The following is a 13,488-nucleotide window of genomic DNA, read 5'->3' on the forward strand; positions in this document are numbered from 1 at the left end:
TAAAAATACCCGCCCAGCCTGTTTGAATATATCCCCTTGAACCCCCCTGATTAAGTTAAGGGGGGCTTTTAAAGCGCTTCTCATCTCTATGAGGTAGAACCCTCACCCCAAACCCCTCTCCCACAACGGGAGAGGGGCTTTGAAAAGTACCTCATCAGAGCGCTTCTCATCTCTATGAGGTAGAACCCTCACCCCAAACCCCTCTCCCAGAACGGGGAGGAGCTTTGAAAAGTACCTCATCAGAGCGCTTCTCATCTCTATGAGGTAGAACCCTCACCCCAAACCCCTCTCCCACAACGGGAGAGGGGCTTTGAAAAGTACCTCATCAGAGCGCTTCTCATCTGTATGAGGTAGAACCCTCACCCCAAACCCCTCTCCCAGAACGGGGAGGAGCTTTGAAAAGTACCTCATCAGAGCGCTTCTCATCTGTATGAGGTAGAACCCTCACCCCAAACCCCTCTCCCACAACGGGAGAGGAGCTTTGAAAAGTACCTCATCAGAGCGCTTCTCATCTGTATGAGGTAGAACCCTCACCCCAAACCCCTCTCCCACAACGGGAGAGGAGCTTTGAAAAGTACCTCATCAGAGCGCTTCTCATCTGTATGAGGTAGAACCCTCACCCCAAACCCCTCTCCCACAACGGGAGAGGGGCTTTGAAAAGTACCTCATCAGAGCGCTTCTCATCTGTATGAGGTAGAACCCTCACCCCAAACCCCTCTCCCACAACGGGAGAGGGGCTTTGAAAAGTACCTCATCAGTCTGGAAACCGTTATAATGGGTAAGCGGTCAGGATTAGAGAATTTTTGCCCTAGAATCAACTGGGTTGGCGGCTAATCAGATAATAACATTTCTAATTGTTTGAGCAAGGATTTGGCTTGCTCCCGCTTGTGGGGGTCGTTCCACAACTTGAGTTTCTTCATTTGTTTAGGAATCGCCTCTAACCGAGCTTGTAGTTCGTGGGCTTCTTCGGTTTCCTGTTGAGCCTTAATTCGTTGTTTAATTTGATTGAGCGATAGAGATTCTGTAATTGCTTCTTGGAGAATTTTGGCTCTAATTTCAGGATCTTTAATCCGACCAATCACTCTTCCCTTGCTGTATTTAATTTCGCCATCGCGGATAGCCTTCAGAACGTCCGGGGGTTGGTTCAAAAGGGGGAGGCGGTTGGTTCGGAATGACTCGGCTGTAAGCCCGCCCAGGGTTTGGAAAACGGATGATATAGCCGCCTGTTCCTGGGGGCGGATAACGTTATCCGCCAACCCCCTTTCAACTTTTGCCATCCGATTTAGCAGCGAAATAACTGATTCTCTATCGGTTTCTAGGTTCAATTCCAACAGTTGCAAAATCCCCTCGGTTTCCTCAATGGGGTTCAAATTATCCCGCTGCAAGTTCTCCATTAGGGCGCAGTGTAAGGCTTGTGTATCATTCATCTCTCTGATGGTCACGGGTACATGAGTTAGCCCCACGGCTTTAGCGGCTTTATATCGACGTTCCCCCGCGACTACTTCATAGCGATCGCTGCCAATGGGTCGGACAATAATCGGGTACATCACCCCATACTGTTTGACGCTTTCTGTGAGTTCTGCCATCTTTTCCGGGTCGAAGTAGCTTCTCGGCTGCAACTTGGAGGGATAGATTTGATCGAGTCTAAGTTGCTGGGAAGGCAAGGGTTCTTGAGGGTCTGGAGTCTTGTTACTTTTCATGAGCAGTTAACTAAGCTATGCTTATAGCTTCCATAAGCGGAAATCAGGGTGAGGTCTGGACACTAATGCTCAAGGTTGGGCTTTTGACTGACCGGTTATAGGCGCTGTTATAGGCAATGAGACTGTTGAGTGTTGAAAGATACCTCGATGCTCCCGGTTAGCCTCTGTTAATAGGCAATCTGTGGCTGTCTGGTGGCTATCCACTGAATTGACCGGGTTCTATTCCCATCGTAAAGTCGGCGACTTCAATCTGCCAACCAGAAAAAACAAGATTTATTCTGGGATTTTGTAACAAAATGTTAAGTAAAACCAGAAAAAACAAGATTTGATTGATAAAAGTTAGGCTATAATCTCGGAAACTTTTACCATATCTCAAGTAGATGACGATTAACTATGACTATTACAGAACTCTTAAAGGCTGTCGATCGCTTGGTGGAGAAGCAAAGGGGAAAGCACCTTAATGATTTTGAAAAAGTGGTGATTAAAGGTCTCTGGTCGGGTCAAACCTATAGCGAAATTGCTGAGGAATGCGGCTATCATCAAAATCATGTGGGCGATGTCAGCCGTCAGTTATTTAAAATTTTATCTCAAGAATTAGAAGAAGATATTAATAAATATAATTTCTGCTGGACTATTGAAAGGGTAGTCACTTCACGTCAGTTTGTGATAGGTTTATTTAACAGTAATATTACTTGGTGTAATCCTCATACCTTAGATGATGTTAATTTATCGGGTTCGAGTCAGCTAAACGGCGATATTGAAACGAATTATCACGATTTACACTTAGCGCCTAAAATTGTCAAGTTTTGCGATCGCACTGAGGAACTCAAAACCCTGTCTAATTGGGTGTTAAATGAAAACATCCCCCTCATCTCAGTTTTAGGATTACCCGGTATCGGTAAAACCAGCCTAGTTAAACGATTTATTGATCTGAATATAGATAAGTTTGATGCGGTCATCTGGAAAAGTCTGAAAATTCAACCTGCTTTAGACCATAATATCACCAGTATATTAACTAAAATGGGTTATGTCAACCCCAATTTAAGTGAAAATGAAACGCCTTTATGTCAGTTGCTCAATTCCTCAATCTTACGTGCTAAAAAGTGCTTAATCATTCTGGACGACGTTCAAGAAATATTTAATCTGGGTGTATTTTCTGGACAATACAAAACTGAACATCAAGGGTATCAAGATCTATTTAGACGCATCGCGGAAACCAGCCATCAAAGTCATTTCATTTTGCTGAGTCAGGAATCGTCCCCAGATATGTTGGGGTATAATGATGATTTTGCGATCGCCAAATTTTTACAACTCCAAGGATTAAAGAGTATTAATTTTTTGAGCGATCGCGGCTTAAAAGATAAGGAGTCTTGGTCAAAGTTAATCCATCTTTATGAAGGACATCCCGGTTATTTAAAAGATATCGCCCAACTAATCAAGGATATATTTGCGGGGAAAGTCTCCGATTTTTTGGCGGAACCAGAGATAATACTAACAGTAGAAATAAACCGGAACTTAGCCGTTATGTTGCAACGTTTATCGGTGATAGAACAACAGATTTTAATGCAGTTGAGTCAAACTGATCAACCCCGTTCACGAAATGATTTAAAACAAAGTTTATCACTATCATTAACCGATTTAATTAACGGTTTGCAATCTTTAAATAGACGGCATTTAATTCAAATAACAGACGAAAAAACTATGTTGTTTAATGTGTCTAAAGTGGTGAGGCAATATGTGAGATATTGTGGCTCAAAATAGGTGGTTAAGCGCCCCCAAAAAGGGGGATGATTTTTCTATAGCCAGATCGCTATTTGAAAGAGGTCTCTAGCCTGGGAGTTATTCGCGAGCGATGACCTCTGCGAGGGTTTCTTCGAGGGTTGACAGGTCTACAGCCCCAGATAGGGTTTCCCCATTCATGATAAAAAACGGGGTCCCAGAAATCCCTAGAACCCTCGCTAATTGCAGATCCTGTTCAATGGCTGCGATCGCTCCATCACTGTTGCGATCGCGGTTAAATTGTTCTAAATCTAAACCTAGGGAAATGGCGATCGCTTCATATAGCGCCTCTCCTAAGTCATCCTGACCTTCAAAAAGGGCGTTTTGATATTCCCAGAATTTACCTTGTTGTTGCGCCGCCCAGGACGCTTTCGCCGCCGGTAACGCTTCCGAGTGAATTTGACTGAGGGGGAGATGCTTAAACACTAGAGTAACTTGGTCTTGGTGTCTGTTCATAAACTCTCTAATCGTTCCGTGGGCGCGACGACAGAAGGGACACTGAAAATCAGAAAACTCTACCAAAACAATTTCAGCATCCGCTGCGCCCAACGTGGGAGAATCACCAATAATCGCCCGTGGTTGGGTTTTCATTTGTTGTAAAAAAGATGATCGCGCTTGGCTGAGTTGGTTTTGTTGCTGTTCCTGATAGGCTTGTACCGACTCTAATATCACTTCAGGATTATTGCGAATTACTTGTAAAACCTGTTGTTCAAAATCTGAAGATGGGGTGGATGAACAGCCGTTTACTAAAATTCCTAGGGTGCATAACATAGTCACCATCAGGGTAGGTAATCGGCGTTGAAAAGAGTTGATCATGAGTCAAGTTGTGCTGTTTTAATGGTGTCTATTATAGCAAGTTTTATGGAAAATATGGTAATTAAGCAAAGTTTAATCAAGTCCCTCGGCTCTGGATTAAGGGGGCTAGATCCTGATTTTATCGGTTCGGTTGATATTCCTGTGACTCGTGTTCCTAATGGTAGCCGGATTCGTTATATATCGGCGATCGCTATGAAATTGGCGGCTATCAATTCTCAATCTCCCGCCGAAATTGCTACTTTAATTGTCGCTAATCAAGCTGATAAAATCGTGGATGATGGTATAATTACCACCGTGCTACCATCGGGAATGATTCAATTTGATATTACTGATTTTGGCGTGGTCAAGTGGTTGGAAAATATCCGGCTCCATGGTTTGCCCATAACTGCCAATTCTCCCGATAATCAGAGTTTGGATTCCGGTTTATTTCCGGTTCAATATATCCATGCTCGTTGCTGTTCGTTATTGCGAATGGCTCATCGCGATCGCTTAATTTCTCTGGTGGAAACAGAACCAATTTTTACCCCTTTTCTGTGGAGGTTAGCCACCCCTAGGGATTTGCCTTGGTTAGATGATTCCGGGAATTTGCGGTTAGTTCATGATGCCGAAAAAATGCTGATTGGCGAGTTAATTGATGGGGTCGATTTCTGGCATTATCTACCTCGGAAGATTGATGATAAAAAGGTGGCGATGAAAATAACTGAACAATGCGATCGCTTTCTGCGCCAATGTCCGATTTGGGGAGAGGTCAAACTTCATCACCCCCAATTATCCCAAGCTAGACTAGGATTAATTATCGTCACACAGTCTATTTTGCGATTTGCACTTCAAGAAAAGTTGGGTATCATTGCACCTATGGAGTTATAAAGATTCCCTGGTCATCTCTCAGGAAATATGCTATAGTTGTTAACTGTCCTCCACTGTGATAAATTGATGCTATATCATGTAATTTACGATGGGAACTGTAACCTGTGCAGTAACTTGGTGCAACTGTTGGAAAATCTCGATCGCGGTGAACGTTTTAGCTATATTCCTATGCAGGATGAGGCAAAATTAGCACAGTTAAATATTACTCCCGAAGACTGTTTAATGGGAATGATTTTGATTGACGTAAACCAGCCACAACGACGATGGCAAGGTAGTGATGCCGCCGAAGAAATCGGTAACATTTTACCAGGTGGGGAGCTATTTGTCAAGGCTTATCGAGCAATGCCAGGGCTGAAATGGGCAGGCGATCGCATTTATGAACAGGTGCGGGATAACCGCTATCAATTGTTTGGAAAACGCGACCAAACCTATGAATCTAATTATCCCAGTTGTTTCGGGAATAACCAATGCTAATCATGAGATTCCAAGAAAGTCTGAACCCGACCGCTGGGGTCTAAAACCACCCTAATTTTCGCCGTCTTCCCATCTTCCATAGGTGAGACAAACGGCTGATTTGCTGATGGGAATTTAATCTGTGGTAACCAGTTAACCGAGGCTGACCCCAAGGGAGTAATACTGTCAATCGCGCCCTGGGAATTGAGTTGTAAACGATACTGCAATATTCTGTTTAAATTCTTGTGAGGATGCCAATTTTTTACAAAATAACTCCGTACTTCCGCCACCTGGGGAATTTCATCAAATACCGTATTATTCAGGGAACGAATAGAGACTATCCGAGGTTCTCGTTTAGTTAGCTGTGCAATTGGTTCGGCATTTTCGCTGTCTTCTGGGATATCCTGAACTGCATAATTTTCCGGGGTATCCGTTTCGGGAACTCTAGCATTTTGCAGGGGGGGAAGGCTAATATTTTCTGGTACTGTTCCTATATCAAATAGGGGAGTGGGAGGCGGCGCTAAAGGTGTGGGAGGGGGAGGAGTTTCTGTGCGGTTAACCGTCCCATTAACAGGGGTTCTATTAACGGGTTCTGTGGGAATGATAATTATCCCATCTGTTTCCGGTGCTATATTAGGGATTAATTCAGGGGAAGGGGGAGGTTGATCAAATAGGGGTGGGGGAACAGTTAAAGGTACTGTATCAACTAGGGGAAGGTCTGGCGCTACTTGTATTTCTATTTGAGGCGGCGCTGGGGGTTCATCCATGGGAAACTCTGGGAGTGGTGGCGGTTCGGGGGGGGTTGTAGAAGTGGAAATTTGGGGAGTTTCTGGGGTAGAAATTAAATGGCGATCGCGACGATAATAATTGCTTAAATTGATAATTCCGCTAAATAGTCCCGTGGTAGTAATAATAATCATCAGAGTTCGTAGCCACGCGGGAGAGGTGCGTTTCGGCTGGCTTTCTGAGGTCAAAAAAGGTTCTATTTCGGTGATGCAATTCCGCAAGGCGGCGGCGACATCAAATAACTGTAACGCGCTTAAATGAACGAATGATTCCGAAGGACTAGGCGCTAAGTTTCCCAAAAATAAATCATGGTACAATAAACCATCAGGCTTTATCTGGAAGTCTGAACAGGTGGTTAAGGAATTTTCCGCGTCGGGAGACTCTTCGGAAATGGGGTCAATTTCCGACAAGGGGGAAGCGGTCAGAAAGTCGTTAATATACCTGTTGATGCTTTCATAGAGGTTGGTTAAGTTATGGCGATCGCCTTCTATTGCGATATATTTATATTCAGAAAGACGGGGGTCATCAAAGGAAAGTTTGAACCGAAAGTTATCCCAACTCTCATGTTTCCAGCGACTGAAAAAAGAAGTATTGGCGCTAACCTCTAGTGTACAGGTAGGGGGGGTATATTGTCGGGTTACTAACATAATCTCCGGGATTTTAGGGCTGGCTTCTATTAATATTATAACCGCGTTGTCTAGCTTGCGATCGCATTAGCAGGGTTGACCAAAACCTCCCGAAACCATCAGGACTGCTATAAAATAGTAAATCAATTAGCAGTTTTTTCGCGAAGGGGATGATATCTTCTTCCGGAATGGGTCGGTTAACCGGAAACTGCTGATCATAGCCTTGGATGAATTTATCCAGGTAGTCCCGCATCAAAGAAATCTCTCGGATATCCTGATTTTGTGCTTCTAATTGTTCAATCAAAGCAATGGCGCGACGCAGCAGGGCTTGATTTTGTCTAGCTAGATAGGAGATAACTAAAACTAGCGATCGCCCCCCTTCTACCGTCAATTTTTGGGATTGCCATTTTTGGATATATTCCACATCTAAACTCAGGGTTTGTGCCGCCTTTCTTAAAGTCTCTGGTGTCACTTCAGCCAAAGACTCTAAAGCTAATATAACTAGACGCAATTCCACAGCCATACGGTCTAGTTGTGTGGCTGTTAATTCCGGCGTTTTAGGTGAATGCCAATGGGAAGGAATGCGATCGGACATAGAGTTAATATATAGTTAAAATTCCCCGTTTCAGGTGGGGTAGGGCGGGTAAATGGTGGGGCGGGTTTATGAATATCCTCGTCGAGAATTGATAATTGACAGCATAACCAGCCCCTACAACTATTAATTATAGCCAGGTTTCTCCCACATATTTCAAGAAACCCGGTTTCTCAAAGAAACCGGGTTTCTCAGCCGAAAGGGTGGTTTCCCGACAACTATTAATTATAGCCAGGTTTCTCCCACATATTTCAAGAAACCGGGTTTCTCAAAGAAACCGGGTTTCTCAGCCGAAAGGGTGGTTTCCCGACAATTATTAATTATAGCCGGGTTTCTCCCACATATCTCAAAGAAACCGGGTTTCTCAGCCGAAAGGGTGGTTTCCCGACAATTATTAATTATAGCCGGGTTTCTCCCACATATCTCAAAGAAACCGGGTTTCTCAGCCGAAAGGGTGGTTTCCCGACAATTATTAATTATAGCCGGGTTTCTCCCACATATCTCAAAGAAACCGGGTTTCTCAGCCGAAAGGGTGGTTTCCCGACAATTATTAATTATAGCCGGGTTTCTCCCACATATCTCAAAGAAACCCGGTTTCTCAAAGAAACCGGGTTTCTCAGCCGAAAGGGTGGTTTCCCGACAATTATTAATTATTAATTATTAATTATTAATTATTAATTATTAATTATTACTTCAAATAAGCAATAGTCACCCCCGCCCCACCATCTGGATTTGATGCCAGTTCAAACCTTTCAACTTGGGGATGTTCTTTGAGTAACTCGTGAACCCCTCGCCGCAGTTGTCCGGTTCCCTTACCGTGAATAATCCACAGCGCCCCAAAGTCGAGAATTTGCCCCAAAGTGCGATCGATTTCTGTTTCCGCTTCTGATACCCTTTTCCCCCTCAAATCTAGCGTATTTTTATCCGTGCGAACCCTCGGAAGTTGGGAGGGTTCCGGTTTATTCGTAATGGGTTTAGGAGTCTTGTCAGCCTTGGGAGTTGGGGAAGTTTTAGGAAGTTCTACCTTTTGACCATCTAAGGACTCAATTTCCCCTAATCCTACAGTCATTTTCATAATCCCAAACCGGACTGTTAGTTGATTATTATCATCAGGTCCGCTGAGTATCTCTGCTGTTTGACCAATGCGAGGAATACGAATCCGATCGCCTACTTTCGGCATAAAATTAGGCGATCGCACTGGTGTAGCCTGCCGAGATGGTAGATAATTTTCAGCGATCGCATCTAACCTAGCCGTAGCCTTTTGTGCGTCAGCCGCCGTAGCTTTCCCCTGTTGTAGGCGACGGATCACCTTAGCTATTTCCGCCTTAGCCTGTAGTAAAGTTTCCTTAATTTCCTGTTCCTGGGCTTGTTTAAGCTGCCTTTCTCTTTCCTGAAGAGATATAGCCCTTTCCGCCAATTCTCCGTGTAGGCGTTCAGTCTCTTGGAGTAGTTGACTAGCAGCGATCGCCTTAGTTTCCTGCTGTCGTCGCTGTGCTTCCAACCCCTCGATCACCTGGTTAACATCCTCATCACCGCCACCAACATAGGACCCCGCCAGTTTCACTATATCATGATCTAACCCCAACCGTTCCGCAATTTTCAGAGCATTAGAACGCCCAGGAATCCCCCACAATAGGCGATAGGTAGGTTGCAGGGAAGCATCATCAAACTCCACCGAAGCATTTTCAAACCGAGTGTCTTTGTATTTTAACGCTTTCAGGTCGCCAAAGTGGGTAGTCGCCACCGTAAGACGGGTGAGGTCCGCGAACTTTTGCAATAGGGCGATCGCCAAAGCCGTCCCCTCCGTCGGGTCAGTCCCCGCCCCTATTTCATCTAACAATACTAGAGATGGACAGATGCGATCGGACTCCCCCGCCTCCGTTACCCTCATCGGTTCCCCAATAGCCTGTAGAATGCGAGTAATGCGGCGAATATGACCAGAGAACGTAGACAAACTCTGCTCAATAGACTGTTCATCCCCAATGTCTGCTAACACCTGTCCAAACCAAGGCATTTCCACAGGTTCCCGCGCCGGAATAAATAGCCCCACCTTAGCCATGATCGCCGCCAAACCAATAGTTTTCAGCGTCACAGTTTTACCCCCTGTATTCGGTCCGGTAATTGCTACCACCCGGATCTGAGGGTTAATCGTGATATCAATCGGAACCACCTCCGGTCCCTGTTCATACTCTTGTTGCCATATTAGGAGGGGATGGCGCAGTTGTCGCAGATTGATAGTTTCTGACGTATCCCCAGGGTCAATAAACCTAGGTGGGTTCGCTTGTAGCCAGTAGCTATAACGGGCTTTAGCCAGGGCTAGATCGATAGTTGTCACGATCGCTAAAAGTTTTTCCAGATCCGGTACTACCGCCGCCACCTGTTCCGTGAGACTACGGCGGATCGCTTCCGCTTCCGTTTGTTCAGCCCGCTGAATTTGTCGCAGTTGGTTGTTTAGTGCTACAATAGAGTGAGGTTCCACATAGACTGTCGCCCCTGTAGTCGAAGCATCATGGACGATACCCGGAATCGCATCTTTTTGGGGAGCTTTCACTGGAATCACAAACCTACCCTCTCGTTGGGTGATGATTTGTTGTTGCACTGCTTGGGCTTTCCGTTGCAGGATGCCTTGTAGAACTTGATAAATGCGATCGCGGGTTGATTGCAGCCGGGCGCGAATAGCCCCCATTTTCACACTGGCGCGATCGGTTACCTCTCCCCGTTCATCAATACACCGATGAATTTCCTGTTCTAGTTCCGGATAGGTCCGTAGTTCTTCCACTAAGCTAGTTAATACCGGTACATCTTCCTGGTCATCAATTACCCGGCGCAGTTGTCTCGCCCCCGCTAACGTAGTGGCGATCGCTAATAACTCCTCACCAAATAAAATACCTTGGCGATCGGCCCTTTCCAGAGAAGCCCCAATATCCTGAATACCATCAAGAGACAAACCCTGAACCAGCTTCAGTTCCAGTTGATAAGCCTCTTTCGTTTGTGCTAACAGGCGATCGGTTTCTTCTTTCGTCTCTGGAATAGCCAACTGACGGGCCGCGAAAGCACCCAACTTAGTGGCTGTAAAGGTTGCCAGATGTTTACACAGCCGATGCCATTCCAGTAGTTCCAGCGTTTCTGCTTGAATCTGAATCAAAGCCTAAAGTTTTTATCATACGAATGGTTGTTCTCCATGGTATCATATTTTTTGATTTTTACCAGCGATCGCCTTGAATTTGGGAAATTTTGGTAAGTCAAATGTTTTCAACTTATCGCTTTAGGCTGGGGAGTTGTCAAAGGTTTGACTTATGCCGATATCTTCCATGGTATTGGAGGATTTATAATCGGGCTATAACCAACTGGATTAAAATGTATTTATGCGTTCTAAATTAATCAGTATTGTCGCCAAGCATACTTTCAGAATTTTGGGGACTACCCAGAAGCAGATATCCCTCAAGTTTATTTCACTAGCCTTCCCAAAGTTAATCTAATCACCCCTGGTTTTCCCTGTCAGCCTTTTAGTATTTGAGAATCCCTCTTGGCAATATTTTGACTTTCATTATCCATTGTCCACAGATCGCCCCAATTTTGTCCCTTCAACATTCTTATCTTTTCACCAAATTTTCCCCAGAGATTCCACAAACTTTCCACAGGGTAAGGCGAGTTTTTCCACAGATTTATCAGATTTTTCCACAGCCAACCACTCCCAGAATGATAGTCTGGCGTTTAATTGGGGATTTTGGCAAGCCTAGTATCGACAGCCTTAACTACCCAGATTGTTGTAAAGTTATGTAAAAAAAATGGCTTGAAACCCTGATTATGTCGTCAAGTCCCCATCACCCAGACCGAGGTTGTAACATTTAGCAACATTGACAACCCTCCCCCCCCATAGCACACAATAAATAAGATACCCTTTTCCCTTCAAGCAGAATTGGCTCAGTCGTTTGGCCTAGCCGCCTAAAAAATGGCTCCATCTCAACTCCTGTGAGGTTTATATGAACACAAGTGTTAGTATTCTGACCGAAATTCCCGAAACACTGCACGAGTCCCTTCAGGGCTACCTGGAAACTCACCCCGACTGGGATCACGATCGCGTGTTTTCCGCCGCCCTGTCCCTGTTTTTGTTACAAAATGGCAAAAACAACACACCAGAAGCCCTCGATAGCTGTAGAGTAGCCGCCAGAGTATACCTAGAAACTCTGTTTCAGTCCAATACATAGGTGAAGCGTGAGAATAACAGAGTAGGGTGCCCCGCATGCTGATAATTTCCATAGATACGATAAATCTTCTGATGCGGGACACCTTCCCAACCTGAGACTCCACTTGAGACTTGAGACTCGACAGCAATCAACAGTACAATCACTCTAATCTGCTTTGTAATTTCCACAATGACAAACCTAGTTGATAGCCTTATTGTTGGTGCTGGTATTAGTGGGCTGAGTTTAGCCTATAGTCTTAACCGTGAAAAAAGTGTGCGCGAACCTCTAAAGGTTTTGGTTACAGAAAGCCAGAACCGAGTCGGGGGAAATATTACAACCGGACGGGCTGATGATTTTTTATGGGAAGAAGGCCCTAACAGTTTTGCCCCCACCCCTGAATTACTCGGACTAGCCGTAGATTTAGGGCTCAAAGAAGAATTGATTTTTGCCGATCGCAAACTACCCCGTTATGTGTACTGGAACCTAATGTTACATCCAGTACCCATGAACCCCCCCGCCCTACTCTCCTCCGAACTCATCAGCGCCAGAGGTAAACTCCGCGCCGCATTAGGAGCCATAGGATTTGTGCCACCCCCAGTAGGCGCTCACCTCTCTCAACAGGGAGGAGAAGAAACTATCACCCAGTTTTTCGATCGCCATTTAGGTTCAGAAGTCCTAGAACGTCTCGTCCAGCCCTTCGTTTCAGGGGTTTATGCTGGCGACCCTCAACAGTTAGCAGTCCGTTCCGCTTTTAGTCGCATAGTAGCCGCTGAGGAGGCTGGGGGGGGGCTACTACCTGGATTTGTGCGATCGCGTCTGAATAAAAAAGCCCCCGTCTCTACCCCCGACCCCAACATTCCCAAAACTCGCCCCGGTGAATTAGGGTCCTTCCGTTATGGTCTGCAAACTCTACCAGAAACCTTAGCCAGCAAATTAGGCGATCGAGTTAAGTTAAATTGGACTATCGACCGTTTTTATCCCACCGATCATCAAACCTATATTGCTGAATTTTCCACCCCAGACGGTCCTCAGCAAGTAGAAGCCCGAACCCTTGCCTTAATGACCCCCGCCCATGTTAGCGCTCGCCTGTTGCAACCCCTACACTCTCCCATCGCTACCGCATTAAGCCAAATTCCCTATCCCCCCGTCGCTTGTGTAGTCCTCGCCTATCCCAAATCAGCCTTAAAACAACAACTCAAAGGCTTTGGTAATTTAATTCCCCGCCATCAAGGAATCCGTACCCTTGGCACTATTTGGACCTCAAGTTTATTTCCCGGTCGCGCCCCAGAATCTTGGCAAGTCCTCAGCAATTATATTGGGGGTGCAACAGACCCGGAAATTGGCGAAATGGATGATGATCAAATTGTCGCCGCCGTTCATCAAGACCTACGCCAAATTCTGCTGGCTGAAGATGTCCCCCCCAAGGTCTTAGCTGTTCATCTTTGGCGGCGCGCTATCCCACAATATACTCTCGGTCATCAGAACCGCCTAAATTGCATCGATGCTGGATTGCGATCGCTTCCCGGACTTTATCTGTGTAGTAACTATATTGATGGGGTTTCCGTCGGAGACTGTGTGAGGCGCGGCCAGCAATGGGCATCTAAAATTCAGTCCCACCTTCATGACTGCCAAACAGCCAACTAATCACCAGTAGGGAGTCTTGGCCCTCCCTCTAGTTTATG

At 45.5% G+C, this 13,488-nt stretch carries 12 protein-coding genes; 7 read left to right on the forward strand and 5 right to left on the reverse strand.

The features are described 5' to 3' along the window. Nucleotides 1-830: 830 nt before the first annotated feature. A complete protein-coding gene (locus XZ46_RS00575) occupies nt 831-1,700 on the reverse strand; it encodes a ParB/RepB/Spo0J family partition protein (RefSeq protein WP_008051767.1) in 870 nt (289 codons plus the stop codon). Nucleotides 1,701-2,093: 393 nt separating this feature from the next. Between XZ46_RS00575 and XZ46_RS00585 the strand changes: the two genes are divergently transcribed. Then, the gene (locus XZ46_RS00585; RefSeq protein ID WP_008051769.1) at nt 2,094-3,461 is read left to right on the forward strand and encodes a helix-turn-helix domain-containing protein; all 1,368 of its coding nucleotides are present in this window, start codon (nt 2,094-2,096) and stop codon (nt 3,459-3,461) included. Nucleotides 3,462-3,539: 78 nt separating this feature from the next. Here the strand turns inward: XZ46_RS00585 and XZ46_RS00590 are convergent, their stop codons facing one another. Beyond that, on the reverse strand, nt 3,540-4,295 hold the full coding sequence (locus XZ46_RS00590; protein WP_006622164.1) for a DsbA family protein: 756 nt from the start codon (nt 4,293-4,295) through the stop codon (nt 3,540-3,542). 54 nt (nt 4,296-4,349) lie between these two features. On the opposite strand from XZ46_RS00590, the gene XZ46_RS00595 reads away from it, so the two are divergent. Further along, complete coding sequence (locus tag XZ46_RS00595) at nt 4,350-5,162, forward strand: arginyl-tRNA synthetase (RefSeq protein ID WP_228116442.1); 813 nt, start codon at nt 4,350-4,352, stop codon at nt 5,160-5,162. Between the two features lie 66 nt (nt 5,163-5,228). Then, a complete protein-coding gene (locus XZ46_RS00600) occupies nt 5,229-5,636 on the forward strand; it encodes a thiol-disulfide oxidoreductase DCC family protein (RefSeq protein WP_006668621.1) in 408 nt (135 codons plus the stop codon). Here the strand turns inward: XZ46_RS00600 and XZ46_RS00605 are convergent. Both XZ46_RS00605 and XZ46_RS00610 read right to left on the reverse strand, forming a co-directional pair. Continuing rightward, a complete protein-coding gene (locus XZ46_RS00605) occupies nt 5,633-7,048 on the reverse strand; it encodes a DUF4335 domain-containing protein (protein WP_008051771.1) in 1,416 nt (471 codons plus the stop codon). The two genes, XZ46_RS00600 and XZ46_RS00605, sit on opposite strands and share 4 nt — an antisense overlap. 13 nt (nt 7,049-7,061) lie before the next feature. Continuing rightward, nucleotides 7,062-7,622 carry a DUF3038 domain-containing protein gene (locus XZ46_RS00610; protein WP_006622160.1) on the reverse strand — a complete coding sequence of 187 codons (561 nt, stop codon included), beginning with the start codon at nt 7,620-7,622 and terminating at the stop codon, nt 7,062-7,064. 295 nt (nt 7,623-7,917) lie between these two features. On the opposite strand from XZ46_RS00610, the gene XZ46_RS00615 reads away from it, so the two are divergent. Next, nucleotides 7,918-8,283, forward strand: coding sequence for a hypothetical protein (locus tag XZ46_RS00615; protein WP_048894871.1), 366 nt, complete (start codon nt 7,918-7,920; stop codon nt 8,281-8,283). Between the two features lie 24 nt (nt 8,284-8,307). Here the strand turns inward: XZ46_RS00615 and XZ46_RS00620 are convergent, their stop codons facing one another. Continuing rightward, nucleotides 8,308-10,764 (reverse strand): endonuclease MutS2, encoded by a 2,457-nt coding sequence (locus tag XZ46_RS00620; protein WP_008051772.1) that lies wholly within the window; start codon nt 10,762-10,764, stop codon nt 8,308-8,310. A gap of 291 nt (nt 10,765-11,055) precedes the next feature. Between XZ46_RS00620 and XZ46_RS37905 the strand changes: the two genes are divergently transcribed. The 3 genes from XZ46_RS37905 to hemG all read left to right on the forward strand — a co-directional run bounded on the left by XZ46_RS37905 (nt 11,056) and on the right by hemG (nt 13,450). Then, complete coding sequence (locus tag XZ46_RS37905; RefSeq protein WP_350308516.1) at nt 11,056-11,136, forward strand: hypothetical protein; 81 nt, start codon at nt 11,056-11,058, stop codon at nt 11,134-11,136. Nucleotides 11,137-11,602: 466 nt separating this feature from the next. Next, a complete protein-coding gene (locus tag XZ46_RS00625; protein WP_006622156.1) occupies nt 11,603-11,827 on the forward strand; it encodes a DUF2811 domain-containing protein in 225 nt (74 codons plus the stop codon). A 168-nt stretch (nt 11,828-11,995) separates the two neighbouring features. Continuing rightward, nucleotides 11,996-13,450 (forward strand): protoporphyrinogen oxidase, encoded by a 1,455-nt coding sequence (hemG, locus tag XZ46_RS00630; RefSeq protein ID WP_006622155.1) that lies wholly within the window; start codon nt 11,996-11,998, stop codon nt 13,448-13,450. Nucleotides 13,451-13,488 lie beyond the last annotated feature (38 nt).

This window comes from Limnospira indica PCC 8005 (assembly GCF_000973065.1).
In the GTDB taxonomy this organism is placed as follows: Bacteria; Cyanobacteriota; Cyanobacteriia; order Cyanobacteriales; family Microcoleaceae; genus Limnospira; species Limnospira fusiformis.